The sequence below is a fragment of the Pseudoxanthomonas suwonensis genome (genome assembly GCF_000972865.1).
Lineage (GTDB): Bacteria > Pseudomonadota > Gammaproteobacteria > Xanthomonadales > Xanthomonadaceae > Pseudoxanthomonas > Pseudoxanthomonas suwonensis_B.
The window spans coordinates 1,573,319-1,600,286 of sequence record NZ_CP011144.1 but is presented as its reverse complement, the minus strand read 5'-3'; the positions used below and the strand labels follow the sequence as shown (position 1 = coordinate 1,600,286).

The following is a 26,968-nucleotide window of genomic DNA, read 5'->3' as shown; positions in this document are numbered from 1 at the left end:
CCGGTCAGTCGCGCTCGCCGGCGCGCAGCGTGCGCGCTCCGCCGATGGCGGCGATGCGCGCCTTGCGCAGCGCTTCGCCGACCTGCGGCCCACTGAGTTCCTCGCCGATGGCCAGGTCGCGTGCGTTCACCGCCAGTGCGGCGGCGTGCAGCCGGCGCAGTTCCGGACCCTGCGGATAGTCGGCGTCCTCGTTGCCCAGGCGGCCGCGCTTGTCGGCCTCGCAGGTGACAGCGATGCGGGCAACGCGCTCGGGCCGGCGGAAGGCGTCGCAGCGTTCCAGCAGCTCGTGCACGGTGGCGTCGCGCAGCTCGGCCAGGCGGTGCACGTTGAGGTGCTCGCGGCACACCGCCTCGGCCAGGCGGCGGTGTTCGAACGGGATCTTGAGCCGCTCGCACAGCGCCGCCAGCGGCTTCAGCCCGGCGCCCTCGTGGCCGATGTGTTTCGGCAGCACGTGTTCGGGCGTGAGCGCCTTGCCGAGGTCGTGGGTCAGCGCGGCGAAGCCGATCAGGTCGTCGCCGGGCGCCAGCCGCGCGGCCATGTCGGACACCAGTTGCTGGTGCACGCCGGTGTCGACTTCGGGGTGGTATTCGGCCCGTTGCGGCACGCCGTACAGCGCGTCGACCTCGGGCAGGATCGCGGCCAGCGCGCCGCAGGCGTGCAGGGTGGCCAGGAACGCCGACGGCCGTGGCGCGGCCAGGGCCTTGCGCAGTTCCTGCCAGACGCGTTCGGGCACCAGCGTGTCCAGCTCGCCGCTGGCCGTCATCTGCCGCATCAGCGCCATCGTTTCCGGCGCGACGCTGAAGCCAAGAGGCGCAAAGCGGGCCATGAAGCGGCCGGCGCGCAGCACCCGCAGCGGGTCCTCGGCGAAGGCCGGGCCGACGTGGCGCAGGATGCGCCGCTCGATGTCGTCCACGCCGCCGTAGGGGTCGACCAGGTTGCCGTGCGCGTCGCGGGCGATGGCGTTGATGGTGAAGTCGCGACGCTGCAGGTCCTCCTCCAGCGTCACCGACGGGTCGGCGTCGACCACGAAGCCGCGGTGGCCGCGGCTGCTCTTGCGCTCGGTGCGCGCCAGCGCGTGTTCCTCGCCGGTATCCGGGTGCAGGAACACGGGGAAGTCGCGGCCCACCGCCTTGAAGCCCGCGTCGAGCATCCGCTGCGGCGTGGCGCCGACCACGACCCAGTCGCGGTCGCCGGGCGGCAGGCCGAGCAGTTCATCGCGGACTGCGCCGCCGACGAGGTAGGTCTCCATGCGGCGCATCGTACCGTGCGGCATCCCGCACGTTGTCGCGCTCGCGTGACGCGGCGCTTGTTGCAGGGGCCGGGCTTGCCCGCGACGTGACGCCGTCGGCACAAGCGACTTCCCCGTGGTCCCGACGCCCGTGTCGCCGACTGAAGTCAGCTCCTACAGAAGGGCGGCTGCGTGGCGGCTGTTGTAGGAGCCGGGTTCGGCCGGCGACCCGACGCCATCGGCACAGGCGACTCCCTCGCGATCCCGACGCCCGTGTCGCCGGCCGAACCCGGCTCCTGCAGAAGCACATCAGGTGGCCGGCGGCGGGGCCGGGCAGGTGAAGCGCTTGCGCGCGCCCTCGGTGCGGCCGAGCAGGCGCTCGCTCACCGGCAGCGCGTCGCCGTTGAGCAGCCAGTCGTAGATCGCGCTGAAGGCCATCACCCGGGCGACGTAGTCGCGGGTCTCCTTGTAGCTGATCGTCTCGATCCACAGGTCCGGTTCGTGCGCCGGGCGCTGCGACAACCAGCGCCCGGTCGGCGTCGGCCCGGCGTTGTAGGCGGCGACCGCCTGGTAGGTCTGGCCGTACTTGTCTTCCATCTCGCGCAGGTAGGCGCTGCCCAGCGCGATGTTGGTGGAGGAGTCGTACAGGCTCTCGGCGCCGGCATAGGGCAGGCCGGTACGCTTGGCCACCGCCGCGGCGGTGCCGGGCAGCAGCTGCATCAGCCCGCGGGCGTTGGCCGGGGAGCGCGCGCGCGGGTTGAACACGCTCTCGGCGCGGATCTCGGCGGCGATCCAGGCCGGGTCGAGGTCGTGGCGCTTGGCCGCGGCGCGGATGTCGGCGTCGTGGTGCAGCGGGAAGCGCAGCTTGTACAGGCGCTGTTCGTCCGCCACCTTGCCCAGCGAGAACACCGCGCGGTCGAACCAGCCCTGTTCCTGCGCCAGCGCCACCGCGGTGCGGCGGCGGGGATCGTCGAAACGGGTCAATGCGTCGTTCCATTCGCGCACCGCCCAGCCCGGCTGGTCGATCCGGTACAGCGCCAGCGCGCGCACCAGCGCCGGGTCGCGCGCCACTTCGGCGCGCAGCGCCGGCGGGTCGGCCGGCTCCCATGGGCACAGCGCGTAGGGCAGCTTCAGCCGGTCGGCGGCGAGGAAGCCGTGGAAGGTCGGCGAAGTGGCGGCGGTACGGAACAGCGCCTGTGCCTCGGCGTCGCGCCCGGTCTTCTCCAGCATGCGACCCTCGAACCAGCGCCAGCGCGCGTCCTCGCGCTGCGCCGCCGGCATCCTGCGGATCGCGTCCAGCGCGGCCTTCCAGTCGCTGCGCGCCATCGCCTCGCGCGCGCGCCACTCGTGCAGGCGCTCGTCGTAGGCGGCGTCGGGCACCGCGGCCAAGCGCCGCGCCGACTCGGGCAGGTACGAGGCCACCGTCCACAGCGCGACCTGGTACTGGACCTTGCCGCGCTCGGACTCGTCCATGCCCAGCAGCGGGGCCAGCTGCGCCAGCTGGCGCTCGGCGCCATCGGGGTCGTTGCGGGCCAGCTTCGCCAGGCCGGCGGCGACGACCCGGCGGCTGCGCGCGTCGCGCGGCCACTGAGCGGCGCGCGCGTGCGGCGCCTGCACGAAGGCGGCGTAGTCCTGGGCCAGCGCCAGCTGGTCGGCGGGCAGCCCACGCGCTGCGCTGCGCATCACCCCCGGTTCGCCCTCGGCCACCGCCAGGTCGACGCGTTCCCAGCGCAGCGCGTCATCCAGGCCGCCGCGCGCGGCCAGGGTGGCGAAGGTCGCGTCGCAGGCGTCGGGCAGCGACTTGCCGCTGCGCCACAGCGCCTGCGCCTCGCCGTTCCAGGCCGCGTCGGCGCGGCCGAGCGCCTGCAGTGCGTTGAGCCGCGCGCAGCGCAGCGCCGGGTCGTCGCTGGGGCGCCAGTCGGCGAGGAAGTCGTTCCACTGCTGGCGCCGCGACAGCGAGGCCAGCCACAGCGGCCGCAGCGCATGGGCCGCGGCCTGGCCGTCGTGGCGTTGCAGGAAGTCGCGGACCTGGGCGGCGCCGGCGCTGTCCAGGTCGCGCGAGAGGCGGGCGAACTCCAGCCATGGCCAGCGCGGGTCGTTGCGCAGCGCCTCGGCCTGGCCGGGTGCGAGCCGGCCGGCCCTTGCCGCGGCGATCGCTGCCTGCATCGCCGCGTCGTTGGCCTGGCCGCTGTCCACCGCCTGCGCGGAGGCCAGGACCGGCAGGACCAGCAGCAGCGCCAGCATCGAGCGGTGCAGGCGGCGCAACGGCGGGATGGTGGACGGACGCGACATGCGGTCGAATATACCCAACGCGCCTGAACGGCCGTGACCTCGGGAAGGTTCGGACAACGCCCCGTCGTCCCGGCGAAAGCCGGGACCCAGCGCCTTCAAGCCTTCGAAGGCAAAGACACTGGGTCCCGGCTTTCGCCGGGACAACGGGCAAGCACCCTTCCCATGCGGCCGTGCGGCCGCGAGGCCACGGCCGGCGCCCTGATGGAGCCGCCGCCTTGTCGCCACTGATGTTCCTGCTGTTCCCGCTGCTCGGCGTCGTCGCCGGCATCCTCGCCGGCCTGCTCGGCATCGGCGGCGGCCTGGTCCTGGTCGCCGCGCTGGCCTGGTTGCTGCCGCTGTTCGGCGTGCCGCAGGAGGCGGCGATGCACGCGGCGCTGGCCAGCTCGCTGGCCAGCATCGTGCTGACCGCCGCGTCCTCGGCGCGCGCGCATGCCAAGCGTGGCAGCGTGCTGTGGCCGACGGTGGCGTGGATGGTGCCGGGCCTGCTGCTGGGCGGCTGGCTCGGCAGCGGGGTGGCGGTCGCGCTGGACGACGCGGTGCTGCGCTGGACCGTCGCCGGTTACTGCCTGGTCGCGGCCTGGCAGATCGGCTTCGGCCGCACCCGGGCACCGGCCGACGGCAGTGAGGTGGCGCCGCCACGCGGCTGGCCGATGAGCGTGGCCGGCGGCGGCATCGGCGCGCTGTCGGCGGTGGTCGGCATCGGCGGCGGCAGCATGACCGTGCCGCTGCTGGTGTGGCGCGGGATCAGGCCGGTGCGCGCGGTGGGTACTTCGAGCGCCTGCGGCGTGGCGATCGGCATTTCCAGCGCGCTGGGCTATGCGCTGCACGCGCCGGCCGGCGCGCTGCCGGCGCACGGGATCGGCTACGTGTACCTGCCGGCGGCGATCGGTGTGGCGCTGGCCTCGATCCTGGCCGCGCCGTGGGGCACGCGGCTGGCGCACCGGCTCAGCGGCGAGGCGCTGCGCAAGGTGTTCGCGCTGTTCCTGCTGCTGGTGGGCGTGAGCGTGCCGTGGTCGGGGTAGTACGGCATGGCACGCTGGTCCGGCTGGGAGCGCGCCGGTTGCCCTGTAGGAGCCGGGCTTGCTGGCGACACGAGCGTCCGAATCACGAGGGCGTCGCTTGTGCCGACGGCGTCGTGTCGCCGGCTGAACCCGGCTCCTACAACAGCTGCGCCGCGGCCGCTCTTCTGTAGGAGCTGACTTCAGTCGGCGACACGGGCGTCTGGATCACGAAGGCGTCGCCTGTGCATACCCGGTGTTGCGCGCAAGCCGCTCAGCCGCCGCAACTCCCGCTGACGATCTCCGCCAGCCGTTCGTATTCGCTGCGGCGGCGCTCGGCGTTGTCCGGGTGGGCGAAGCGCCAGCGCGATTCGGCTTCGCGCGCGTAGCGGCGCCAGGCATCGCAGGCGGCGCCGTCGGGCACGCGCGAGCAGCGGTCGCGCACCACCTCGCAGGCGCGGCCGGCGCCGCCGGCGGGATTGCCGTCCAGGCCGACCGTGCGCAGCGGCAGGCAGCGCGGTGGCACCTCCTGCTCCTCGGACAGATAGCTGTCGTCGTCGTAGGTGACGCAGCGGAACAGTGGCGGCGGGGGCGGCCGGTCGGGATCCGGTTCGGTCACCTGCGGCGATGGATCGCGCTGCAGGTTGGCGCTGTCGAGGATGCGCGGCTCCGGCCCGGTGCCGGTGGTGACGAACTCGCCGCGCGGCGTGGTCTGCCCGTTCTGCAGCGCCGGCATGCCTGGTGGCGGGGTGGCCGGGAATGCCGGTGGCATCGTCGCCGGCGCGTTGGACACGCCCTGCATCTGCTGGGTGCGCTGGGTGGTTCCGGCCGGGCAGGGCTGGTTCTGCACGGTGAGGTTGCCGTCGGCGTCGGTGCAGCGGTAGATCGTCACCTGCGCGGCCGCCGGCGCGACTGCCAGGCAACACCACAGGAGCAACGGCAGGAACGGCAATGGTGTCGGGCGCGCCATCTCAGGATCCGGGGCAGTCGGTGGCCATGCGTGCGTCGATCGCGCGCTGTTCGCGGTCCAGTTCGGCGCGTCCGCTGGGCATGGCGGCATGGTAGACGCGCAGGATCTCGAAACGGCGGTCGGACAGGCGCTGGCACACTTCCTGTTGCAGCAGGCGCACGCACGGGTCGTTGACCCAGGTGCCACCGGCGGGCACGACCACGCCGGGCGGCAGCGGGCGCGGGCCGGGTCCCGGGTGCGGCGGCCAGCGCCCGGCCGTGTCGGCGCCGTCTGCCGGTCGCGGCGAGGGCGGCACTGGCGGCCGTGGCGGCGGGCCCGGGCGCGGCGGCGACGGCCACACCGGAAACCCCACCGTCCACAACGGCACCCAGCGCGCGGTGCCCTGGCCCGTATCGCTGGTGTAGGTGCTGCCATCGGGTGCGGTGCATTCGTACACCGGCTGCGGCGCCTGCACGGTCACCACCCGCACCTCGCGGACCGGTGCGGTGGCAGGCGGCGGCGTGGGCGTGACCGTGGAGGCGGCGCGCGGCGGCGGGTCCTGCGGGCGCTGCATCTGCACCGTTTCCTGGCGCTCGCCGGCACGGCAGGGCGAGTCGCGCAGCGCCACCAGCTGGCCGCGGCTGTCCACGCAGCGGTAGATGGTCACGTTGGCCGGTTCGTCCGCAGCGGCTGGCCGTGCGGACAGTCCGGCGACCAACAGCAAGGCGAGCAGGGCATGGCGGCGCATCGTCTCGGGCCTCGGCACTGCAATGGATGAAGCAAACCACGTGGCCGACGATGCGCTGGCGTACCCGGCGCTCGCAGGCGCAGCGCATCGACGGGTGGCCGGCGCCGGTGGGCACGCGCATGGACGGCGTTTCGGCATGGCCGTTTCCGTGGCGGTCGCCCCCATCCTAGGGAAGGTGTGGATGATTGTCGTCGTTCCTGGACTTGCCGCAGACGCGTCCATTCACATGGGAGCGCTCTTCTCATGACCCGTGGCGCATCCTGGGCCCAGCCCGCTGGCGACCCGGGTGCCGGAATCATGAGGGCGTCGCCTGTGCCGGGGGGCGTCGCGTCGCGGGCAAGCCCGGCTCCTACAACGGCTGCGTTGGCTGTTCTGTAGGAGCGCAGCTTGCTGGCGACCGGGGCGCCGGAATCATGAGGGCATCGCCTGCACCGGGGGCGTCGTGCCCTGGCGCGCGTCGCTCAGCCGCGCAGCACGCTGCCGTCCAGCGCCAGGCGGATCGGCGTGGGCTGGGCCAGGCCGCCGGTCTCGCCGGCGACGATGCCGTCCACGGCCTGGTCCAGCACCGGGTCGAGTTCGGCGCGGGTGTAGGCCGGCGGCTCGCCGCCGCGGTTGGCGCTGGTCGAGACCAGCGCGCCGCCGAAGCCTTCGCACAGCGCCGCCACCACGGGATGGGCGCTGATGCGGATGGCGATGCTGTCGCGTCCGCCGGTGACCCAGTGCGGCGCGTCCGCCGCGGCCGGCATCACCCAGGTGTGCGGGCCCGGCCAGGACGCCAGCACCGTGGCCAGCCGCTCGGGTGGCAGCGCCGGCAGGTCCAGCCAGCGGCGCAGCGGGTCCAGGTGCGCGGCGACCAGGATCAGGCCCTTCTCGACCGGGCGCTGCTTCAGTTCCAGCAGGCGCAGCACGGCCGCCTCGTTGTCCGGGTCGCAGCCCAGGCCCCACACCGCCTCGGTCGGGTAGGCGAGCAGGCCGCCGCGCAGCAGCAGCGGGACGGCTTCATCGATGGCGAGGGTCCGGGCCATGCGGGCGATGGTAGGGGCAGGTTCGCCGACGCGGAATGAAGGGCCGCAGTGACGCCGTTCTCAGAACGGCGGGGCGTCGTCCGCGGCGGCGCGCGCGACCTTCTTCGCCGGCGCCTTCTTGGCGGCGGTCTTTCCGGCCGCCTTCTTCGTCGGCGTCTTCTTCGCTGCCGCCTTCTTGGCCGGGGCCTTCCTGGCTGGCGCCTTGGCTCCCTTTTGCGGGGTTTTCGCCGGCGCCGGTTCCTTGGCCGCGGCCTTCCTGGCGGCCGTCTTGGCTCCCTTCTGCGCGGTCTTGGCGCCGAAGCCGCGGCGGGCCGGCTTGCCGGTGTCGGCCAGCAGCTGCTGCACCTCGGCCAGGGTCAGCGAGGCCGGCTCGCGGTCCTTGGGGATCTTGCCGTTGAGCTTGCCGTCGCTGATGTACGGGCCGAAGCGGCCGTTGAGCACCTGGATGTCGCTGCCGGGGAACTCCTTGATCACCCGGTTGCGCGCGATCTCCTCCTTCTCCTCGACCAGGAACACGGCGCGGGCCAGGTCGATCTTGAACGGGTCGTCCTCCTTCTTCAGCGAGGCATAGGTGCCGCCGCGCTTGGCGAACGGGCCAAAGCGGCCGATCCCGACGCTGACCTGCTCGCCGTTGCTTTCGCCGAGCACGCGCGGCATGTCGAACAGCTTCAGCGCGTCTTCCAGGCTGATCGAATAGATGCTCTGGCCCGGCTGCAGCGAGGCGAACTTCGGCTTTTCCTCGTCCTCCACGGTGCCGATCTGCACCATCGGGCCGAAGCGGCCGATGCGCGCGCTGACCTCCTTGCCGCTCTTGGGATCGGTGCCCAGCGAGCGCGAGCTGCCGGCGTCGGTACGGTCCAGCGATTCCTTCTTGTCCTCGACCAGTTCCTTGAACGGGCCCCAGAACTTCTCCATCAGCGGCACCCACTCCTCCTCGCCGCGGGAGACCGCGTCCAGCTCGTCCTCGAGCTTGGCGGTGAAGTCGTAGTCCACGTAGCGGGCGAAGTGGCCGGACAGGAACTTGCTCACCGCGCGGCCCACGTCGGTCGGCTTGAACGCGCGGCCTTCCATCTCCGCGTACTTGCGGAACAGCAGGGTCTGGATGATCGAGGCGTAGGTCGACGGGCGGCCGATGCCGTATTCCTCCAGCGCCTTGACCAGCGCCGCCTCGGTGAAGCGCGGCGGCGGCTGGGTGAAGTGCTGGTCGGCGTGGATGCGGTCCAGCGGCACGCGCTCGCCAGGCTTGAGCAGCGGCAGCTTGCGGCCCTCGTCCTCGTCTTCGGCGGCCTTGCTGTCCTTGCCTTCCTCGTACACGGCCAGGAAGCCGGAGAACACGATCGTGGTACCGCTGGCGCGGAACGCGTGCTCGCTGCCCGCGGCCAGGTCGACCGACACGGTGTTGAGCGTGGCCGGCACCATCTGGCTGGCGACCGCGCGTTTCCACACCAGGTCGTAGAGCTTGCGCTCGTCGTCGGTGAGGAAGCGCGAGACCTGCGCCGGCGTGCGCAGCGCCGAGGTCGGGCGGACCGCCTCGTGTGCTTCCTGCGCGTTCTTGGACTTGGTCTGGTAGACGTTGGGCTTGTCCGGCACCGAGGCGGTGCCGTAGTCGCGCGCGATCACGTCGCGGATCTCGGCCAGCGCCTCCTGCGACAGGCTCACCGAGTCGGTACGCATGTAGCTGATCAGGCCGACCGTGCCCTCCTCGCCCAGGGTCACGCCCTCGTACAGCTTCTGCGCCACCTGCATGGTCTTGCGGGTGGTGAAGCCGAGCTTGCGCGAGGCTTCCTGCTGCAGGGTGGAGGTGGTGAACGGCGGCGCCGGGCGGCGCTTGCGTTCCTTGCTGGCCACGTCGGTGACATGCAGCGCGCCGGCGGCGGCCTGCTGGATGCGCAGGCGGGCGGCCTCGGCCGTCTCGCCGTCGGTGACGGTGAACTGCTCGAACTTCTTGCCGTCGAGCTTGACGAGCTTGGCGCCGAACGGCTGCGAGGCGTGCGCAAGTTCGGCGGCGATGGTCCAGTACTCGCGCGTCTCGAACGCCTCGATCTCCTCCTCGCGCTCGACGATCATGCGCAGCGCCGGCGACTGCACGCGGCCGGCCGACAGGCCCGGCTGCACCTTGCGCCACAGCACCGGCGACAGGTTGAAGCCGACCAGGTAGTCGAGCGCCCTTCGAGCTTGCTGGGCGTCGACCAGGTCGCCGGCGATCGGGCGCGGCTGGGTCATCGCTTCCTTGATCGCGCGCGGAGTGATCTCGGTGAACACCACCCGGTGCAGCGGCTTGTCCTTGAGCAGGCCCCGTTCCTTCAGGATCTCGGCGATGTGCCAGCTGATCGCCTCGCCCTCGCGGTCCGGGTCGGTCGCCAGCCAGATGTCGTCGGCGGCCTTGGCCGCGCGGGCGATCGCCTCCACGTGCTTCTCGTTCTTGTCGATCAGGTCGTAGCGCATGGCGAAGCCGCGCTCGGGATCGACTGCGCCCTCCTTCGGTACCAGGTCGCGGACGTGCCCATAGGAGGCCAGGACGGTGAAGTCCTTGCCGAGGTATTTGTTGATCGTCTTGGCCTTGGCCGGCGATTCGACGATGAGCAGGTGCTTGGGCATGGTGGCGGGATTCGGGTGTGGCGGCGGTCCTTCCGGGACCGGTTGCGGGCGGTGAGCGTCATGTGAAGAACGCCCCCGCCAGAGAAGCCGACGCCCGGGGGAGGTCCCCCGGGCGCGGTCGCTGTCCTTTTTATACGTGAATCACGCCGCGGCCGGCCGTGTCAAGCCGAACCGCCCAGGGTGACCCGGCCGGGCCGCTACTTCATCGACGAGGCCAACCCGATCATCGCCACGATCGCCACCAGGCCGATCGCGAACAGCAGGCCGAACAGCACCAGGATCACGATGGTGACCGTGCCCAGCCCGCGCTCCTGCCATTCCGGGCGGTCGGTGAAGGCCCACTTGTCCACCACCAGGGTGTCGCAGATCATGTCGTGCAGGGCCTGCTTGCGCTCGGTGAAGGCCACCATCAGGCCGGAGATCAGCACGCCGAGGCCGCAGGTGAGCACCACGAACAGCAGGTAGGCGACGTAGCGCAGGAAGGCGCGCCAGAAGCTCACCGGATCGCCGTTGCCGCGCACGACCTTGGCGCCGACCGCCATCTTGCCCAGGCTGGCCTGGGTGCCGGAGGAGTGCATCCAGGCGAAGTACAGCGCCGGCACGCCCAGGCTGATCGCGTAGTTGAGCAACAGGAAGGTGACGCTGGCGCCGGCCCCGGCCAGTTCGGACTGGGCCAGGGTCGACAGGCTGACGCCGAAGACCAGCATCAGCGGCACCAGCAGCGCATAGCTGAGGATGGCGGTGACGACGCTGTCTATCACGCTGGCGGCGAAGCGCCGCCACAGGCCGGCATGCACCACTTCGCCACCGTGGACCGGGACCGCTCCGGCATGGACGTCGAGCGGGGCCGCCGGGGCGGCGTAGGGGCTGTAGCCGGCGGCGGCCGCCGCCGGTGCGCCCGTGCCGTACGCATCCGCTGCGGCGGCCGGGTCGGCCGGCGCGGAGGCGGCCAGGACCGGCTCGACCCGGAAGTCCAGGGTTGCCGGCGCCTCGTCCAGGCCCAGTTCGGCGCGCAGCGAACCCAGCGGCTGCCAGGTCGGCAGGCCTTCGCGCCAGACCAGGGTCGCCGCGTCGATCTCGCCGTCGCGGAAACGCTGGACCAGGAGGTCGGCGGACTGGGGGCCGATCTGGCGGCGCTGGCGGTCGGCGTAGTACCACTCGGTCATGCGTGGAGCCCTCGCTTGATGTTGTTCCCGTGCCGTGCGCGGGCTCAGCCGCGGCAGGCGTGGGGAAGGTAACGGTCCTCCACGGCGGAGGAGCACAGCCAGGTATCCACCGCGGGGTTGTATTCCAGCCAGATCGCGTTTCCGTCCAGCGCCTCGTTGCCGGGTGCGTTGATCGTCGCCACCAGCCCGCACAGGGCGCTGGCCTCGAATTCGCCGAACTCGATCGACACCAAGTGCGCGCTGGCGTAGTGGGTGGCGCGCTCGAAACCCGGGTCGCCGTTGCGCGGACAGCGCCCGTGCGCGGCCATGAAATCGGCGACCGCCCCCTGGTGGACCCGGGCTTCGGCGATCGCGGCGGCGGCCCGCGAGCGCTGGGTGTAGTCGTTGTAGGCGGGCAGGGCGATGGCGGCGAGGATGCCGAGCACGGCCAGCATGAACACGCCGGCTACGGCGACCAGTGCTGCGATCGCGCAGCCGGACAGGCCGGACGGTGGCGGCCGCGGGGCCACCGGCGCGACCAGCGGCGGCGGCAGCGCGGGCAATCCCAGTTCGGACGCCAGTTCGTGCAACGGCCGCCAGCCGGGCAGGCCGTCGCGCCAGACCAGGGTCTGCGCGGCGATCGTCCCGTCCGTGGCCAGCGCATGCATTTCAGCGGCCTGCAGCGGGCCGTGCCGCTGCCCGTCGGCAGTGGCGTAGTACCAGTCGCTCATGGACTCCCCCGGAAGCGTGCGCCCACGTTAACCGATGGCCCGGATGCGCGGAAGCCGGCTTGCGCCGGCTTCCGTGGAAGGTCGGGCCACGCGCGGCTCAGTGCACCGGCTCGGGCTCCTCGCCGAACATCTGCGTTTCCATCCAGGCGTACGCGGCTTCGGCGCCGGGCTGGTTGAACAGCACCATCAGCACCACCCACTTGAGATCGTCCAGGTCCAGCTCGTCCTGGTCCAGGGCCATGGCCCGGTCCAGCACCAGTTCGCGCTGGTCGGCGTCGAGCACGCCGTGCTGCTCCAGGAACAGCAGGAAGCCGCGGCAGTCGACGTCGAGCTTGTCCAGCTCGGGGCCGTGGTAGACCCGCACAGGGCCGTCGACCCGCGCCTGGCCGCCGGCCGGCCGCTGCTGCGCCAGCCCGTCGAGCCAGTCGAAGGCCTTGCTGATTTCGCTGGGACTGAAGCCGGCCTCGATCAACCCCTCCTGCAGCGGGTCGCGGTCGCGGAGGGTGTCCGCATCGTCGCCGATGTAGTGTTCGAAGAGGTAGAGCAGGACGTCCAGTATGCTTTCTTTCATTGCCCTCGGCCTGCGCCCTTTGGGGGGCGCCGTGGGGTGGGGAACCACCGGCGTCGTGCCTCGGCAGGCCGCCCGTGTCAGGCGACCGCGCCGCCGCCGGTGGACCTGCGTGTGTAGCGGCCATGTTCGACCACCACCCGCCCGTCCAGTTCCATGGCCAGCAGCATGGAGGACACCGCAGCGGTCGTCAATCCGGTCCGCTCGACCAGTGCATCCATAGGGGTGGGGTCGTGGCCGAGGGCGTCCCACAATCTGTCGTGGTCGGGAGCGATTGCGCCGGACGCCGCCGGCAGGCCCGGCGGGGCCTGGCCGAGACCTCCGGACGGACCCGGTTCAGGCGCCAGCGACGCCGCCAGGCGGCCGGCCAGCGGGGCGATCCCGGCCAGCACCTCGGCGGGCTGCTCGACCAGCTGGGCGCCCTCGCGGATCAGGCGGTGGCAGCCGCGCGCCAGCGGGTGGTGGATCGAGCCCGGGAGGGCGAACACCTCGCGCCCGGCCTCGGCGGCCAGGCGGGCGGTGATCAGCGCCCCGGACCGGACCGCCGCCTCCACCACCAGGGTGCCCAGCGACAGCCCGGCGATGATCCGGTTGCGGCAGGGGAATTGGTGCGCCCGCGGCGGCGTGCCGGGCGGGTGTTCGCTGACCACCGCGCCGGTCGCGGCGATGCGCTCGCGCAGCCCGGCGTGCCGGCGTGGGTAGGGCACGTCCGGACCGGTGCCGAGCACCGCGACGGTGAGCCCGTCCGGCACCGCCAGCGCCGCCTCGTGCGCGGCTGCGTCGATGCCCGCGGCCAGGCCGCTGGCCACCGCCAGCCCGGCCCGGCACAGCGCCTGCGCGAACAGCCGGGCGTTGTCGCGCCCAGCGGCGCTGGCGCCGCGGCTGCCGACCACCGCCACCGCCGGCCGCCACAGCGCGTCCGGGTCGCCGTCGACGAACAGCGCCAGCGGCGGATCGGGCGCCTGCCGCAGCAGCGGCGGATAGCGCGGATCATCGCAGCCGAGCAGGTGGCGGCCGGGGCGCGCCAGCCAGGCCAGGGTGCGGTCGATCGCCGCGGCGGGCACCGCCACGGCCCGCGCCTGCAGCGCCGGGTCGCTGTCGCCGTCGCGCAGCAGCGCGTCGCGGGCCGCACGGCGGCGGCCAGCCAGTACCAGCCGCAAAAGCGGCAACGGGTCGTGGGCGGCGGGCGGGATCGCGGGCATCGCCGGATCCTGGGCCGGAAACGACGACGGCGCCCTAGGGCGCCGTCGCTGACCACTGTAGGAATTCGCCGGAGCTACTGCGCGTCCGGATGCCGCGCGTCGTAGCCGACCCGGACCGGCTTGACCGCGTCCATCACCAGCGCATAGCTGACCCGGTCGAAGGTGCGGAACACCATGGCGTGGGCGGCGTACTCGTCCGGCAGGGCGACGGTGTCGCCGCTGGCGGCGAAGCGGTCGTCCTGGCGCGAGGTGCTGCGGCCGGTGACCCGGTTGTTGACGTGGCGGCCCTGGCGCCAGAGCGAGACCACGGTGCCGTTGTCCACGCCGTCCAGGCGGCCGGCGGACAGGGCGACCACGTCGCGCGGGCCGGCGGCGCTGAACGAATCGGCTACCGCCAGCACGCGCACCTCGGCGGGCAGCGAGGCCGGCGGATGCGGGAAGAACTGCAGGTCGTACGGCTGCGCCTCGACCGGGACCACGCGGTCGCCGGCACGGACTTCGTGGCCGCTGTCCTCCAGCTGCAGGGTCGCCACCTGGACGTTGCCGCCCGGCGCGCGGGTGATGGTGCCGACGTTGACCTGAGCCAGCTCGAAGCCGAGGAACTCGTTGCGGCCGGTCGGCGGCACGTACTCGCGCCACAGGTTGCCGTCCAGCGCCAGCGGGCGGCCGTGCGGTTCCAGGTCCTGGAACGGGCGCGGCTGGGCGAAGCGCACGGTCGGGCGCAGCACCACGTAGCGCTGGCCGACCTGGACCCCGCCCAGGCCCTGCACGTAGGCGGCCTGGCCGAAGCTGCCGCGCAGGCGGTTGTCCTCGAAGCCGACCACGTAGGGCAGGTGCTCGAAGGCGTCGGCGACGCGCAGGTCCTTCAGGAACGGCTCGATCTCCGACAGCGGGACCGCGCCGATCGGGGCCTCCTGGCGCGGGCCCGGCTGCACCGCCACGCGGTCCAGGTAGGCCAGGCTCAGGACGTCGCCCGGGAAGATCAGGTGCGGGTTGGCGACCTGTGGATTGGCCTGCCAGATTTCCGGCCACAGCCAGGGCTTGCCGAGGAAGCGCCCGGCGATGTCCCAGAGGGTGTCGCCCCGGACCACCACGTAGGTGTCCGGATGGCTGCCGCGCGACTCGACGGCGGCGGCGTAGGTGGCGACGGTCAGCATCGCGACGGCAAAGACCGTCCGAAGGCGTGTGAGCATGGTTGCGATCCCGCCTGATTCCCCAACAGGTTCGCGGACTATAGTCCAGAATTCAGGCCGTTGCGCAAGCTTCCGCGTTAGAATTGCGACGGCCGGCCGGTTTGTCCCGGCCTTTCCCCTCGGAGTAGACCATGGCCCAGCTCCCCATCCTCGAGTTTCCCGACACGCGCCTGCGCACCAAGGCCGCGCCGGTCGACGCCGCGCGGCTGGCCAGCCCGGAGTTCCAGCGCCTGATCGACGACATGTTCGAGACCATGTACGCCGCGCCCGGCATCGGCCTGGCCGCGACCCAGGTCGACGCGCATCACCGTTTCATGGTCATCGACGTGAGCGAGGGCAAGGACCAGCCGCTGGTGTTCGTCAATCCGGAGATCGGCGCCCGCCAGGGCCAGCAGGTCTACCAGGAGGGCTGCCTGTCGATCCCCGGCGTCTTCGCCGACGTGACCCGCGCCGACACCGTCAGCGTCCGCTACCTGGACCGTGAGGGGCGCGAGCAGGAGCTGACCACCGACGGCCTGCTGGCGGTATGCATCCAGCACGAGATCGACCATCTCGACGGCAAGCTGTTCATCGACTACCTGTCGCCGCTCAAGCGCGAGATGGTGCGCAAGAAGCTGGCCAAGCAGCGCAAGCACGCGGCGTGAGCTGGAGCGGGATTCACCAGTCCCCGCACTCATGAGAATCGTCTTCGCCGGTACCCCGGACTTCGCGGTGCCCTCGCTGCGTGCCGCCGCGCGCACCGGCGAGGTGGTGGCCGTCTACACCCAGCCCGACCGCCCGGCCGGGCGCGGCCGTGGCCTGGCCGCCTCGCCGGTCAAGCAGGAGGCCGTCGCCCGCGGCATCCCGGTGCTGCAGCCGGAAACGCTGCGCGGCGCCGAGGCGCAGCGCGAACTGCGCGCGCTGGCCCCGGACCTGATGGTCGTGGTCGCCTACGGCCTGATCCTGCCCAGGGCGGTGCTGGCCATCCCCGCGCACGGCTGCTGGAACGTGCACGCCTCGCTGCTGCCGCGCTGGCGCGGCGCCGCGCCGATCCAGCGCGCGATCCAGGCCGGCGACGCCGAGACCGGCGTGTGCCTGATGCGGATGGAGGCCGGCCTGGACACCGGTCCGGTGCTGCTCGAGCAGGCCACCCCGATCGGGCCGGAGGAGACCGGCGGCCAGTTGCACGACCGCCTGGCGGAGATGGGCGCGCAGGTGCTGGCCGACGGCCTGGGCCTGCTGCGTGCCGGCCTGCTGCCGGTGCCGTGGCCACAGCCGGACGATGGCGTCACCTACGCGCACAAACTGGACAAGGCCGAGGCGCGGCTGGACTGGCAGCGGCCGGCGGCCGAGCTGGCGCGCACCGTGCGAGCGTTCAACCCCTGGCCGGTGGCCGAGGCCACGGTCGCCGGCGAGCGCCTGCGCATCCATGGCGCGATCGCGCTGGAGGCCGGGCACGGCGCCGAGCCCGGCACCCTGCTGGCCGCCGGGCGCGAGGGCATCGACATCGCCTGCGGCCAGGGCGTGCTGCGCCTGCGCGTGGTCCAGCGCGACGGCGGCCGCGCGATCACCGCGGCCGACTGGCTCAACGCGCGCCGCGACCTGGCACGGGCTGACTGACCGATGTCGCAGCCGCGTCCCCCCGCCGACCGGCCGATCCCGCCGCGGCCGCCCGGACCTGGGCGGCGCCCGCTGGCGCCCGGCGTGGAAGTGCGCGTGCTGGCCGCGCAGGTGCTCGATGCAGTGGTGCACCGCGGCCGGTCGCTGAAGTCGGAGCTGGCCGCGGCGCTGCCGCGCCTGCCCGACCCGCGCGACCGCGCGCTGCTGGAGGCGATCGCGTTCGCCGCGCTGCGCGGGCGCTACCGTTACGAACCGGCGCTGCGCGGCTGGATGCAGAAGCCGCCGGGCGCGCATGAAGGCCCATTGCTGGCGCTGCTGCTGGCCGGCTGTGCCCAGCTCGACGCGCTGCAGCTGCCGGCGCACGCGGCGCTGGACGCCACCGTCGAGGCGGCGCGCGCGCTGGGCCGGCCGCACCAGGCCGGGCTGGTCAACGCGCTGCTGCGCCGCGCCCAGCGCGAAGGTTTTCCACCGGCCGACCCGGCCGGCGCGTGGCCGTCCTGGCTGCGCGAGCGGATCGCGGCGGCCTGGCCGGCGCAGGCGCCGGCGGTGTTCGCCGCCAGCGCCCAGCCCGGGCCGCTGTGGCTGCGGGTCAACCGCGGCCGGATAGCGCGCGAGGACTACCGCGCACGGTTGGAGCAGGCCGGGCTCGCCGCGGAGACGGATCCGCGCTTGGCCGATGCGCTGCGCCTGGATGCGCCGGTGCCGGTGGCGGCGCTGCCGGGTTTCGACGAGGGCCTGGTCGCGGTGCAGGACGGTTCGGCGCAGCAGGCCGCCGATGCGCTGGCGCCGGAACCGGGCGCACGCGTGCTCGACGCCTGCGCCGCCCCCGGCGGCAAGGCCGCGCACCTGCTCGAGCGCGACCCGGCGCTGGAACTGCTGGCCCTGGACGTGGATCCGCGGCGCCTGCCGCGGGTGGAAGACAACCTGCGGCGCTCGGGCGTGCTGGAACGCGCGCAGGTCCGCGCCGCCGACGCGACGATGCCGGCGCTGTGGTGGGACGGCTTCACCTTCGACGCGATCCTGCTCGACGCGCCGTGCTCGGCCACCGGGGTGGTGCGGCGGCAGCCGGATATCCTGCTGCACCGGCGCGAGGACGACCTCGCCGCCCTGGTCCAGGCCCAGGCACGGCTGCTCGACGCGACCTGGGCGCTGCTGCGCCCCGGCGGCACGCTGCTGTACGCGACCTGCTCGATCCTGCCGGAGGAGAACGCGGAGCAGGTCGATGCGTTCCTGGCGCGCACGCCCGACGCGCGCGCCGTCGCGCTGCCAGAGGAGTTCGGCCATGCCGCCGGCGCCGGCCGCCAGCGCCTGCCCGGCGAGGACGGGATGGACGGATTCTTCTACGCGCGTCTACGAAAGGCCGACTGAGCGCCCGCTATCATCGGCGCCCTATGCCGACTCTAGACGCGCGCACCCGCGAGACCTGGCTGTTCTGGATCGTGGCGCTGCTCGTGCTGGGCGCGGGGCTGGGCCTGCGCGACCCGTGGCCGGCCGACGAGCCGCGCTTCGCCCTGGTCGCCAAGCAGATGGTGGAGAGCGGCAACTGGCTGTTCCCGCACCGCGGCAGCGAACTGTATTCCGACAAGCCGCCGATGCTGATGTGGCTGCAGGCCGCGTTCCATACGGTCTTCGGCAACTGGCGCGTGGCGTTCCTGCTGCCCTCGCTGCTGGCCGCGCTGGGCACGTTGTGGTGCGTGCAGGACCTGGGCCGGCGGCTGTGGACGCGGCGGGTCGGGCTGTATGCGGCCTGGGCGCTGCTGTTCGCGTTCCAGTTCACCTGGCAGGCGAAGAAGGCGCAGATCGACCCGTTGGTCACCTTCTTCATCACCCTGGCCAACTACGGCCTGCTGCGCCACCTGTTGCTCGGCCCGGACTGGCGCTGGTGGACGCTGGGCTGGTTCGCCGCCGGGCTGGGCACGATCACCAAGGGCGTGGGCGCGATCGCGCTGCTGATGCTGCTGCCGGCGGTGCTGGCTTCCTGGCGCGGCTGGCCGCGGGTGCGGGTGCACGTGCGCGATCCGCGCTTCTGGCTGGGGCCGCTGGCGTTCCTGGCCGCGGTGTCGGCGTGGCTGCTGCCGGTGGTGGCGGTGGCCCTGTCCAAGGACCTGCCCGAATACCGCGCCTACCTCGACGACATCCTGTTCCGGCAGACCGCCAAGCGTTATTCGCAGTCCTGGGACCACCACCAGCCGCCCTGGTATCACCTCGGGGTGATGCTGACGATGTGGATCCCGCCGGCGCTGGCGCTGCCGTGGGCGCTGCCGGCCTGGTGGCGGCGGCTGCGGCGCCGTGACGCGCGTTACCTGCTGCCACTGGCATGGTGGGCGCTGGTGGTGGTGTTCTTCTCGATCCCCGCCGGCAAGCGCGACGTGTACGTGATGCCGGCGCTGCCGATGATGTGCCTGGCGCTGGCGCCGCTGCTGCCGGGGCTGTTGCGCCGTCGCTGGGCGAGGGCGCTGCTGCTGGCGCTGGCGGCGGCGCTGGCGCTGCTGTTCCTGGCAGGTGGGCTGGTGCTGCTGGGCGGGAGCGGGTCGCTGGCGCTGCGGCTGGAGTTGCAGCGCGGGCTGGATCCGGCCGGGATCCGCGCCGGCGGCTGGATGCTGCTGGCGATCGGCACCTGGGGGCTGGGCTGCGTGCTGGCGTTCCGCCGCCGCACGGCGGCGGCGCTGTTCGGCACCCTGGCCGGGCTGTGGGTGGCCTTCGGCCTGGTCGGCCACCAGGTCCTCAACGACGCCAGTTCCGCGCGCGGGGTCATGACCGATGCCGGGCGCCGGATCGGGCCGGAGGCGGAACTGGGCCTGGTGGCCTGGAAGGAGCAGAACCTGCTGATGGCCGACCGCGCGGTGGCGGAATTCGGCTTCCAGGTGCCGTGGGACGAGCAACTGCGGCGCGCGGTGGCCTGGCAGGCGCAGGTGCCCGGGCGCTGGCTGCTGGTGCGGGAGCAGGCGCTGGAGGCCTGCATCGACCGGCAGCGGATCGAACTGGCCGGCATTTCCAACCGCCGCCGTTGGTGGCTGGTACCGCCCGGCGCAGTGGCCGGGGAGTGCGTGGCCACGGGCGAGGAACGGGCACGGGCCGAGGCCGTCCAGGAACACGATACCGACTAGGACGCTGCGCCGGCTCAGCGCGTGTTCCGGGAACGGGCCGGAACATGCGCCGCAGCCGGTGCGGGGGTGTGGATGGAAGACGTGCGATCCGACAATACGGGCGACTGGCGGCTGCGCTGGGCGCAGGCCTGCGCGGCGCTGGGCCTGTGGTGCCTGCCGGCGCTGACCCTGTCCATCCCCAAGGGACTGCTGCCCTTCGGCCTGCTGCTGTTGGCCTCGACCCTGCTGGTGCCGTTGCGCGTGGCCCGCGCCACCCGCCAGATCGGCTGGCCGTGGCTGCTGGTGGCGCTGGCCGGGATCGTGCCGTTGCTGGTGGCGCTGGTCTCGATCCGCCTGACCGGGTCCAGTGAGGGCATCGACGGCCGCGACCGCTGGCTGGTGCTGCCGTGGGCAATGGCCTGGGCCTGGGCCCTGGACCCGCCGCGGACGATGCTCTGGCGCGGCGCGCTGGCGGGACTGCTGGCCGCCGCCGCGTTGGCCCTGACCCAGGTGCTGGCCGGCGCGGTCCGCGCTGGCGGCTGGCTCAACGAGATCGTCTTCGCCGACGTAGTGCTGGTGCTGATGGTGCTGGCGGTGTTCTGCCGCCCGCCGCGCAGCTGGCACTGGTCGGTGATCGGACTGGCGCTGGGCGTGCTGGCGATCCTGCTCAGCGGCACCCGTGGCGCCTGGCCGGGGCTGCTGCTGATGCTGCTGGTGCTGGTGCTGGGCAGCGGCTGGCGCAGCCGGCGCAGCCGCGGCCTGGTGCTCGGCGCGATGGTGGCCGCCGGCATCGTGCTGCTGGCCTCGGTGCCGGCGCTGCACCAGCAGATGCGGCTGGCCGAACTGCGCCAGGACCTCGCGCGGCTGGACCGCGGCGACCACAACTCCTCCGCCGGCGCGCGCCTGGAGCGGCTGCGGGTGGCCGCCGGCGCGTTCGCCGACGCGCCCTGGACCGGGGTCGGATTCGGCGAGTTCGACCGGGCAATGCAGCGGCTGCCGGCCTGCCGCGGTGACGCCGGCAATCAGCCCGAGCGCTGCCACCTCGATCACGCGCACAACGACCTGGCCGAGTGGGCCGCGACCATGGGCATACCGGGCGTGGCCGCGCTGGCGATGCTCTACGGCATCCCGCTGTGGTTGTTCCTGCACCTGCGCCGCGGCGCGGCCACCGGGCGGCTGCGCGGCGCGGCCTCCGCCGGGGCGATGGTGGTGGCGATGTTCATGCTCGCCGGCCTGACCCAGTCGATCTTCGCCCACCAGACCACCACCAGCGTCTATGCCGCCGTCTGCGGCGTGCTGCTGGGCCTGGCGCTGCGCGAGGCCCACTGGCGCGATCGCAGCCGCTGAGCCGCCCGGCAGAAAGGGTCTTCTCCCAACTCCGGCGAAGGCCGCCCGGATCCTGAGTCAGCAGCAGGCGTCGTCGCGAACCACTGGCGTCGGTTTCGGCGGGCTGCCGTCGCTATGGCCTAGGAGCAAGAGCGCTGGCTTCGGCCGGGCCGCCGTCCTGCCGGGGTATGGCTTACCCCTCGGTCGGGCATCCTGCCCTCAACTCGGGGCCGTGGCACCTCCCTGTGCCACTTGCGCCATACCCCGGCAGGACGACGTCCTCGGGTGGCGTGGCGGTCGTGGCTTCCATGACCTGGCGAGAAAACACCGCGACCTGATGGTTCCGGGCTTCCTGTAGGAGCCCAGCTTGCTGGCGACCCGGGCATCGGAAATCCCAGGGCGTCGCCCGTGCCGAGGGCGTCGTGTCGCCGGCTGAACCCGGCTCCTACAACCGCCACGGCGCGGCCGCTCTTCTGTAGGAGCTGACTTCAGTCGGCGACACAGGCGTCGGAACCATGAGGGCGTCGCCTGTGCCGGCGGCATCGCGTCGCGGTCAAACCCGGCTCCTACAGAACGGCGCGGGCGACGCAACGACGACTGTTGCTTCTGGACGCCGGAACGGAACCACGACCCCGACGTCCCCGAAGACGTGGCAGTGCGGGTATGTTGCGGCAGCGGCCATGGATGGCCGCGTCGGCGAGTCGGCACACGGATGTGCCGTCGAGCCGACCGCAACACACCCGCACTGCCGCGGCTCAGCCCGAAGCCCACCACCCCCGGCGCTCTTGCGGTTGCAGTTGCAGTTGCAGTTGCCTCATGACCCGTCCCCCCTCAAACGGGCCAAGAACCAAAAGAAAGCGCCGGCTCCACGTGGGAGCCGGCGCCCGGGGGAGCCGGCGTGGCCGCCGGCCGGGGGAGGGAGGGGGGGGCTACTTGGTGATGTCCACGTTCTTGGTCTCGTGCAGGAACAGCGTGCCGATCACCAGGGTCATCACGGCGATGCCGATCGGGTACCACAGGCCGAAGTACAGGTTGCCGGTGCCCGCGACCAGGGCGAAGGAGATTGCCGGCAGGAACCCGCCGAACCAGCCGTTGCCGATGTGGTACGGCAGCGACATGGAGGTGTAGCGGATCCGGGTCGGGAACAGCTCCACCAGGTAGGCGGCGATCGGGCCATAGACCATGGTCACGTACAGCACCAGGATCCACAGCAGCAGGATCGTCATCGGGATGTTGATGCGGGCGGTGTCGGCCTTGGCCGGATAGCCGGCGGTGGCGAACGCCTCCTTCAGCGCGGCGGCGAACTCGCCCTGCCGGGTCTTGAGCGCGTCGCCGGCCAGGCCTTCGGCCTCGAACGAGTCGATGGCGGTGTTGTTCCCGAACCGGATCTGCGCGAGCGAGCCGGCCGGCGCCTTTTCCACGCTGTAGGGCACGCCGGCGCGGGTCAGCGCGGCGGTGGCCACGTCGCAGGAGCTGGTGAACTTGCGGATGCCCACAGGATCGAACTGGAAGCTGCAGGTGGCCGGATCGGCCACGACCACCGCCGGCGAGTTGCGGCTGGCCTCCTCCACGCCCGGGTTGGCGAAGTGGGTGATGCCCTTGAAGATCGGGAAGTAGGTCAACGCCGCCAGCAGGCAGCCGGCCATGATGATCTTCTTGCGCCCGATCTTGTCCGACAGCCAGCCGAAGAACAGGAAGAACGGCGTGGCCAGCAGCAGCGAGGCGGCGATCAGCAGGTAGGACACGGTCGGGTCGACCTTGAGCATGCTCTGCAGGTAGAACAGCGCGTAGAACTGGCCGGCGTACCAGACCACGGCCTGGCCGGCGGTGGCGCCAAACAGCACCAGCAGCATCAGCTTCATGTTGCCGCCCTTGAGCGAGTCGCGGAACGGCTGCTTGGAACCCTTGCCCTCGGCCTTCATCTGCTGGAACAGCGGCGACTCGCTCAGCTGCAGGCGGATCCACACCGAGATGCCCAGCAGCACGATCGAGCCCAGGAACGGGATGCGCCAGCCCCAGGCCTCGAACGCCTCGTCGCCCAGGGTCAGGCGGCAGGTCAGGATCACCGCCAGCGACAGGAACAGGCCCAGCGTGGCGGTGGTCTGGATGAAGCTGGTGTACAGGCCGCGCCTGCCCGGTGGCGCATGCTCGGCCACGTAGGTGGCCGCGCCGCCGTACTCGCCGCCCATCGCCAGGCCCTGGGCCAGGCGCAGCACGATCAGGATCACCGGCGCGGCGAAGCCGATCGTCGCGTAGTTGGGCAGGATGCCGACCAGGAAGGTGGAGATGCCCATGATCAGGATCGTGACCAGGAACGTGTACTTGCGACCGATGCGGTCACCGAGGCTGCCGAAGAAGGCCGCACCGAACGGGCGCACGAAGAAGCCGGCGGCGAAGGCCAGCAGGGCGAAGATCATGCCCGTGGTCTCGTTGACGCCGCTGAAGAACTGCCTGGCGATGATCACCGCCAGCGAACCGTACAGGTAGAAGTCGTACCACTCGAAGACCGTGCCCAGGCTCGAGGCGAAGATGACCTTCTTGTGGCCCTGGGTCAGCTCGCCCTTGGGCGCGGGTTGCGTGATGGTGGTGGCGCTCATGTGGATCCTCTCCCTCAGAAGCTGTATTTGACGGTCGTGTGGAAGCGCCTCAGGTCGCCGGCGCGGTCATCTTCCAGCGAGCGCTGGCCCCAGCCGATCTCCGCGCCGATGTCCAGCTTCGGGAACGGGGAATAGATCAGGTTGGCGTGGTAGGACTGCGAGCGCTCGGTCACGCCCCAGCCGATCAGGGCCGCGTCGTTGTCGAAATGCGCCGCCGAATACATCAGGTTGCTGCGCAGCTTCGGGCTGAACACGTGCCGCCAGGCGACGAATCCGCCATAGCCGGTCAGCGCCTCGATGTCGCCGCCGACATTAGTCTGGACGACGTCGCTGCCCAGGCCGAAGGCCATGTAGCGGCCGATGCCGCTGCCGGCATTGGCCATGTAGCGGATGTCGTCGCTGGCGCCGAGGTTGAACCTGCCCGAGACGCTGACCGCACCGCCGGAGTCGGTGTGCTCGCCGGACTTGAACTGGCGCAGCATCGCCGCGACCGAGAAGTGGCCCCAGTCGCCCTTGATGTTGTAGCGCCCGGTCAGGTCCGGCAGGTTGTTGTCGCCGGTGGTGGTGCGCGCGCCGGCGGCCGCCGCATAAGGCGCGTAGGCCTGCACGGTGGTGTTGGGGTTCTCCAGCGCGAACGACCACGGCCCGCTGGTGTAGCGCACCTGCGCCTGGCGCACGAAGATGGTGCCGTCGGTGACGCCGACGAAGTCCACCGCGTCGGGCAGGGCGGCCACGTCCTGGAAGTTGGACCAGGTCTGGCCGGCCAGCCACTTGTTCCAGCTCACGTAGGCCTGGCGCAGGGTCACCGCGTAGGTGTTGGTGGCGACCTCGTTGCCGGCCAGCGCGTTGCTGCCGCCGCCGAAGAAGTCCATCTCCACGAGGGCCTTGAACTTGTCGCCCGAGTCGGTCACGTGGTCGGCGCTGAGCCAGAAGCGCGAGAACTGGGCGTGGAGGTCGGTGTAGGGGTCGCCGCCGTCAGCGCCCGCGCCGCCCACCGGGATGGTGCCGGGCACGTAGAACAGGCGGCCGGACGAGCCGTCGGCGATGCGCCCGTCGCTGGTGTCGGTGACCATCGCGTCGAGCTTGACGAAACCGCCGTAGGAGAAGGTGGTGCCGGGGTTGGCCGCGGTCACGATGGTGGTCGCCTGGATTGGCTGCTTGCCGGCCGGCAGGGCAGGTGCTGGCGCCGCAGCCTGCGCCGACTGCACCAGGCCGACCTGCTCCTGGGTGGTGGCGATCTGCGACTGCTGTTGCTGCTGGGTCGTCAGCAGCAGCTGCACCTGGCGTTCCAGTTCCGCCACGCGCGCCTCGAGCGCCTGCTCGCGTGCGGTCTGCGCGAACGCCGCGCCCGGCGCCACCAGCGCGACCAGCAGCGCCGCGGCCAGCGGGCGGCGCACCAGTCTGGATGGATGCTTGCTCATTTGCCCCTCTCTCCCTCGTGAGTGGTGACGGTCGTTGCGTACGGCGATCGGCCGCGCTGCGCCCGCGGTCGTTGCCCGCAGACTGCGCATGGCGGGTACGGAGCGCCTATTCGCCATTGGTCGAAGCCGGGCCCGGCGGCGGTGGCGAAGCCCGCCGTTGCGTGGTCGTTTCCGCGTCCGGCCACGCCGGGTTCGACCAAGGTCTTAGCCCGGCTGTTGCAATGCGTCACGATCCTTGGGTCACACTGTCGGTCCGGCCAGTGCGCGACGCGCAGCGGCCAGCAGGCATCTTGAGGAGGGAGTAGCGATGTCCGACCTGTACCCCGTCAAGCCGGAATTCGCCGCGCGCGCGCGCATCGGCAAGGACGACTACCAGCGCCTGTACCGCGAGTCGGTCGAGGACCCGGACGGCTTCTGGCGCAGGGCCGCCGGGCGCCTGGACTGGTTCCGCGAGCCCACCCGGGTCAAGGATGTCAGCTACGCGCTGGACGATTTCCGCATCCGCTGGTTCGCCGACGGCGAGATCAACGCCAGCGTCAACTGCCTGGACCGGCAGCTGGCCACGCGCGGCGAAAAGACCGCGCTGCTGTTCGAGCCGGACGACCCGGACCAGCCGGCGCAGAAGGTCAGCTACCGCGAGTTGTACGAGCGCGTGTGCCGGCTCGGCAACGCGCTGCGCAACCTGGGCGTGGTCAAGGGCGACCGGGTCACCATCTACCTGCCGATGATCCCCGACGCGGTGGTGGCGATGCTGGCCTGCGCGCGCATCGGCGCGATCCACTCGGTGGTGTTCGGCGGCTTCGCGCCGAACTCGATCGCCGACCGCGTGTCCGACTGCGGCAGCAAGCTGGTGATCACCGCCGACGAGGGCCTGCGCGGGTCCAAGAAGATCCCGCTCAAGGCCAATGTCGATGCGGCGCTGAAGCTGCCCGGCACCAACACGGTGGAAACGGTGCTGGTGGTGCGCCACACCGGCGGCGCGGTGGCCATGCAGGCCCCGCGCGACCGCTGGTTCCACGACGTGGTCGACGGCCAGCCGGCCGAATGCGAGCCGGAGCGGATGAACGCCGAGGATCCGCTGTTCATCCTCTACACCTCCGGTTCCACCGGCAAGCCCAAGGGCGTGCTGCATACCACCGGCGGCTACCTGCTGTACGCGTCCTACACCCACGAGGCGGTGTTCGACCTGCGCGAGGACGACGTCTACTGGTGCACCGCCGACGTGGGCTGGGTCACCGGCCACAGCTACATCGTCTACGGGCCGCTGGCCAACGGCGCCACCTCGCTGGTGTTCGAGGGCGTGCCCAACTACCCCAGCGTGTCGCGCTTCTGGGAGGTGATCGACAAGCACCAGGTCACCATCTTCTACACCGCCCCGACCGCGATCCGCGCGCTGATGCGCGAGGGCGAGGAGCCGGTGCGCAAGGCCTCGCGCAGCAGCCTGCGCCTGCTCGGCAGCGTCGGCGAGCCGATCAACCCGGAGGCCTGGCGCTGGTACTACGACGTGGTCGGTGACGGCCGCAGTCCGATCGTGGACACCTGGTGGCAGACCGAAACCGGCGGCATCCTCATCTCGCCGCTGCCGGGCGCCACCGACCTCAAGCCCGGCTCGGCCACGCTGCCGTTCTTCGGCGTGCGGCCGGCGCTGGTCGACGCCGGCGGCGAGCTGCTGGAGGGTGCCGCCGAGGGCAACCTGGTGCTGCTCGATTCCTGGCCGGGGCAGATGCGCACGGTCTACGGCGACCACCAGCGCTTCATCGACACCTACTTCCGCGCCTACCCGGGCACCTACTTCACCGGCGACGGCTGCCGCCGCGACGCCGATGGCTACTACTGGATCACCGGCCGCGTCGACGACGTGATCAACGTCTCCGGCCACCGCATCGGCACCGCCGAGGTGGAGAGCGCGCTGGTGGCGCACCCGAAGGTGGCCGAGGCGGCGGTGGTCGGTTTCCCGCACGACATCAAGGGCCAGGGCATCTACGCCTACGTCACCCTCAAGGCCGGCGAAGCTTCGAGCGACGAGCTGCTCAAGGAACTGGTGGCCTGGGTGCGCAAGGAGATCGGCCCCATTGCGACTCCCGACCATCTGCAGTGGGCGCCGGGCCTGCCCAAGACCCGCTCGGGCAAGATCATGCGCCGGATCCTGCGCAAGATCGCCGAGAACGCGCCGGACCAGCTGGGCGACACCTCCACGCTGGCCGATCCGTCGGTGGTGGAGTCGCTGGTCAACGAGCGCAAGGTCAGGTAAGAGCAGGAGCA

20 protein-coding genes are annotated in these 26,968 nt (G+C 72.1%); 7 read left to right on the top strand and 13 right to left on the bottom strand.

The window, feature by feature from the left end:
• Positions 1-4 precede the first annotated feature (4 nt).
• Complete coding sequence (locus WQ53_RS06720; RefSeq protein ID WP_052631352.1) at positions 5-1,249, bottom strand: multifunctional CCA addition/repair protein; 1,245 nt, start codon at positions 1,247-1,249, stop codon at positions 5-7.
• A 288-nt stretch (positions 1,250-1,537) separates the two neighbouring features.
• On the bottom strand, positions 1,538-3,520 hold the full coding sequence (locus tag WQ53_RS06715; protein ID WP_052631351.1) for a transglycosylase SLT domain-containing protein: 1,983 nt from the start codon (positions 3,518-3,520) through the stop codon (positions 1,538-1,540).
• Positions 3,521-3,735: 215 nt separating this feature from the next.
• Between WQ53_RS06715 and WQ53_RS06710 the strand changes: the two genes are divergently transcribed.
• A complete protein-coding gene (locus WQ53_RS06710; protein WP_236685917.1) occupies positions 3,736-4,542 on the top strand; it encodes a sulfite exporter TauE/SafE family protein in 807 nt (268 codons plus the stop codon).
• A gap of 250 nt (positions 4,543-4,792) precedes the next feature.
• On the opposite strand, the gene WQ53_RS06705 is transcribed toward WQ53_RS06710, so the two are convergent.
• From WQ53_RS06705 to WQ53_RS06665, 9 genes are all read right to left on the bottom strand, one after another.
• Positions 4,793-5,488, bottom strand: a complete 696-nt coding sequence (locus WQ53_RS06705) for a DUF4124 domain-containing protein (RefSeq protein WP_158497818.1) — start codon at positions 5,486-5,488, stop codon at positions 4,793-4,795.
• A gap of 1 nt (position 5,489) precedes the next feature.
• On the bottom strand, positions 5,490-6,215 hold the full coding sequence (locus tag WQ53_RS06700) for a DUF4124 domain-containing protein (protein ID WP_052631349.1): 726 nt from the start codon (positions 6,213-6,215) through the stop codon (positions 5,490-5,492).
• Positions 6,216-6,676: 461 nt separating this feature from the next.
• Positions 6,677-7,240, bottom strand: coding sequence for a Sua5/YciO/YrdC/YwlC family protein (locus WQ53_RS06695; protein WP_052631348.1), 564 nt, complete (start codon positions 7,238-7,240; stop codon positions 6,677-6,679).
• A 60-nt stretch (positions 7,241-7,300) separates the two neighbouring features.
• Positions 7,301-9,838 (bottom strand): DNA topoisomerase I, encoded by a 2,538-nt coding sequence (locus WQ53_RS06690; protein WP_052631347.1) that lies wholly within the window; start codon positions 9,836-9,838, stop codon positions 7,301-7,303.
• 197 nt (positions 9,839-10,035) lie between these two features.
• Entirely contained in the window at positions 10,036-11,004 is a 969-nt protein-coding gene (locus WQ53_RS06685) for an RDD family protein (RefSeq protein ID WP_052631346.1), read from the bottom strand.
• Positions 11,005-11,048: 44 nt separating this feature from the next.
• Positions 11,049-11,714 carry a GYF domain-containing protein gene (locus WQ53_RS06680; protein ID WP_052631345.1) on the bottom strand — a complete coding sequence of 222 codons (666 nt, stop codon included), beginning with the start codon at positions 11,712-11,714 and terminating at the stop codon, positions 11,049-11,051.
• Positions 11,715-11,811: 97 nt separating this feature from the next.
• A complete protein-coding gene (locus WQ53_RS06675) occupies positions 11,812-12,285 on the bottom strand; it encodes a DUF494 family protein (RefSeq protein ID WP_052631344.1) in 474 nt (157 codons plus the stop codon).
• A gap of 77 nt (positions 12,286-12,362) precedes the next feature.
• Positions 12,363-13,475: a DNA-processing protein DprA gene (gene dprA, locus WQ53_RS06670; protein ID WP_428992282.1), complete on the bottom strand. Its 1,113-nt coding sequence runs from the start codon at positions 13,473-13,475 to the stop codon at positions 12,363-12,365.
• A gap of 83 nt (positions 13,476-13,558) precedes the next feature.
• The gene (locus tag WQ53_RS06665; protein WP_052631342.1) at positions 13,559-14,677 is read right to left on the bottom strand and encodes a LysM peptidoglycan-binding domain-containing protein; all 1,119 of its coding nucleotides are present in this window, start codon (positions 14,675-14,677) and stop codon (positions 13,559-13,561) included.
• A 131-nt stretch (positions 14,678-14,808) separates the two neighbouring features.
• On the opposite strand from WQ53_RS06665, the gene def reads away from it, so the two are divergent.
• The 5 genes from def to WQ53_RS06640 all read left to right on the top strand — a co-directional run bounded on the left by def (position 14,809) and on the right by WQ53_RS06640 (position 20,709).
• Positions 14,809-15,321, top strand: a complete 513-nt coding sequence (gene def, locus WQ53_RS06660) for a peptide deformylase (protein WP_052631341.1) — start codon at positions 14,809-14,811, stop codon at positions 15,319-15,321.
• 31 nt (positions 15,322-15,352) lie between these two features.
• Positions 15,353-16,276: a methionyl-tRNA formyltransferase gene (gene fmt / locus WQ53_RS06655; protein WP_052631340.1), complete on the top strand. Its 924-nt coding sequence runs from the start codon at positions 15,353-15,355 to the stop codon at positions 16,274-16,276.
• Between the two features lie 3 nt (positions 16,277-16,279).
• Complete coding sequence (gene rsmB / locus WQ53_RS06650; protein ID WP_082112893.1) at positions 16,280-17,644, top strand: 16S rRNA (cytosine(967)-C(5))-methyltransferase RsmB; 1,365 nt, start codon at positions 16,280-16,282, stop codon at positions 17,642-17,644.
• 23 nt (positions 17,645-17,667) lie between these two features.
• Positions 17,668-19,383, top strand: a complete 1,716-nt coding sequence (locus WQ53_RS06645) for an ArnT family glycosyltransferase (RefSeq protein WP_052631339.1) — start codon at positions 17,668-17,670, stop codon at positions 19,381-19,383.
• Positions 19,384-19,464: 81 nt separating this feature from the next.
• Positions 19,465-20,709 carry an O-antigen ligase family protein gene (locus WQ53_RS06640; protein WP_236685916.1) on the top strand — a complete coding sequence of 415 codons (1,245 nt, stop codon included), beginning with the start codon at positions 19,465-19,467 and terminating at the stop codon, positions 20,707-20,709.
• A 908-nt stretch (positions 20,710-21,617) separates the two neighbouring features.
• Here the strand turns inward: WQ53_RS06640 and WQ53_RS06635 are convergent.
• Both WQ53_RS06635 and WQ53_RS06630 read right to left on the bottom strand, forming a co-directional pair.
• Positions 21,618-23,285: an MFS transporter gene (locus WQ53_RS06635; RefSeq protein ID WP_052631337.1), complete on the bottom strand. Its 1,668-nt coding sequence runs from the start codon at positions 23,283-23,285 to the stop codon at positions 21,618-21,620.
• A 14-nt stretch (positions 23,286-23,299) separates the two neighbouring features.
• Entirely contained in the window at positions 23,300-24,706 is a 1,407-nt protein-coding gene (locus WQ53_RS06630) for a DcaP family trimeric outer membrane transporter (RefSeq protein ID WP_052631336.1), read from the bottom strand.
• Between the two features lie 307 nt (positions 24,707-25,013).
• On the opposite strand from WQ53_RS06630, the gene acs reads away from it, so the two are divergent.
• Positions 25,014-26,957, top strand: coding sequence for an acetate--CoA ligase (gene acs / locus WQ53_RS06625; protein ID WP_052631335.1), 1,944 nt, complete (start codon positions 25,014-25,016; stop codon positions 26,955-26,957).
• Positions 26,958-26,968 lie beyond the last annotated feature (11 nt).

What these genes read in the sequence shown, in the direction of transcription:
- WQ53_RS06720 (WP_052631352.1), bottom strand. Translation starts at nt 1,249, where the DNA reads ATGGAGACCTACCTCGTCGGCGGCGCAGTCCGCGATGAACTGCTCGGC.
- WQ53_RS06715 (WP_052631351.1), bottom strand. Translation starts at nt 3,520, where the DNA reads ATGTCGCGTCCGTCCACCATCCCGCCGTTGCGCCGCCTGCACCGCTCG.
- WQ53_RS06705 (WP_158497818.1), bottom strand. Translation starts at nt 5,488, where the DNA reads ATGGCGCGCCCGACACCATTGCCGTTCCTGCCGTTGCTCCTGTGGTGT.
- WQ53_RS06700 (WP_052631349.1), bottom strand. Translation starts at nt 6,215, where the DNA reads ATGCGCCGCCATGCCCTGCTCGCCTTGCTGTTGGTCGCCGGACTGTCC.
- WQ53_RS06695 (WP_052631348.1), bottom strand. Translation starts at nt 7,240, where the DNA reads ATGGCCCGGACCCTCGCCATCGATGAAGCCGTCCCGCTGCTGCTGCGC.
- WQ53_RS06690 (WP_052631347.1), bottom strand. Translation starts at nt 9,838, where the DNA reads ATGCCCAAGCACCTGCTCATCGTCGAATCGCCGGCCAAGGCCAAGACG.
- WQ53_RS06685 (WP_052631346.1), bottom strand. Translation starts at nt 11,004, where the DNA reads ATGACCGAGTGGTACTACGCCGACCGCCAGCGCCGCCAGATCGGCCCC.
- WQ53_RS06680 (WP_052631345.1), bottom strand. Translation starts at nt 11,714, where the DNA reads ATGAGCGACTGGTACTACGCCACTGCCGACGGGCAGCGGCACGGCCCG.
- WQ53_RS06675 (WP_052631344.1), bottom strand. Translation starts at nt 12,285, where the DNA reads ATGAAAGAAAGCATACTGGACGTCCTGCTCTACCTCTTCGAACACTAC.
- WQ53_RS06665 (WP_052631342.1), bottom strand. Translation starts at nt 14,677, where the DNA reads ATGCTCACACGCCTTCGGACGGTCTTTGCCGTCGCGATGCTGACCGTC.
- def (WP_052631341.1), top strand. Translation starts at nt 14,809, where the DNA reads ATGGCCCAGCTCCCCATCCTCGAGTTTCCCGACACGCGCCTGCGCACC.
- fmt (WP_052631340.1), top strand. Translation starts at nt 15,353, where the DNA reads ATGAGAATCGTCTTCGCCGGTACCCCGGACTTCGCGGTGCCCTCGCTG.
- rsmB (WP_082112893.1), top strand. Translation starts at nt 16,280, where the DNA reads ATGTCGCAGCCGCGTCCCCCCGCCGACCGGCCGATCCCGCCGCGGCCG.
- WQ53_RS06645 (WP_052631339.1), top strand. Translation starts at nt 17,668, where the DNA reads ATGCCGACTCTAGACGCGCGCACCCGCGAGACCTGGCTGTTCTGGATC.
- WQ53_RS06635 (WP_052631337.1), bottom strand. Translation starts at nt 23,285, where the DNA reads ATGAGCGCCACCACCATCACGCAACCCGCGCCCAAGGGCGAGCTGACC.
- WQ53_RS06630 (WP_052631336.1), bottom strand. Translation starts at nt 24,706, where the DNA reads ATGAGCAAGCATCCATCCAGACTGGTGCGCCGCCCGCTGGCCGCGGCG.
- acs (WP_052631335.1), top strand. Translation starts at nt 25,014, where the DNA reads ATGTCCGACCTGTACCCCGTCAAGCCGGAATTCGCCGCGCGCGCGCGC.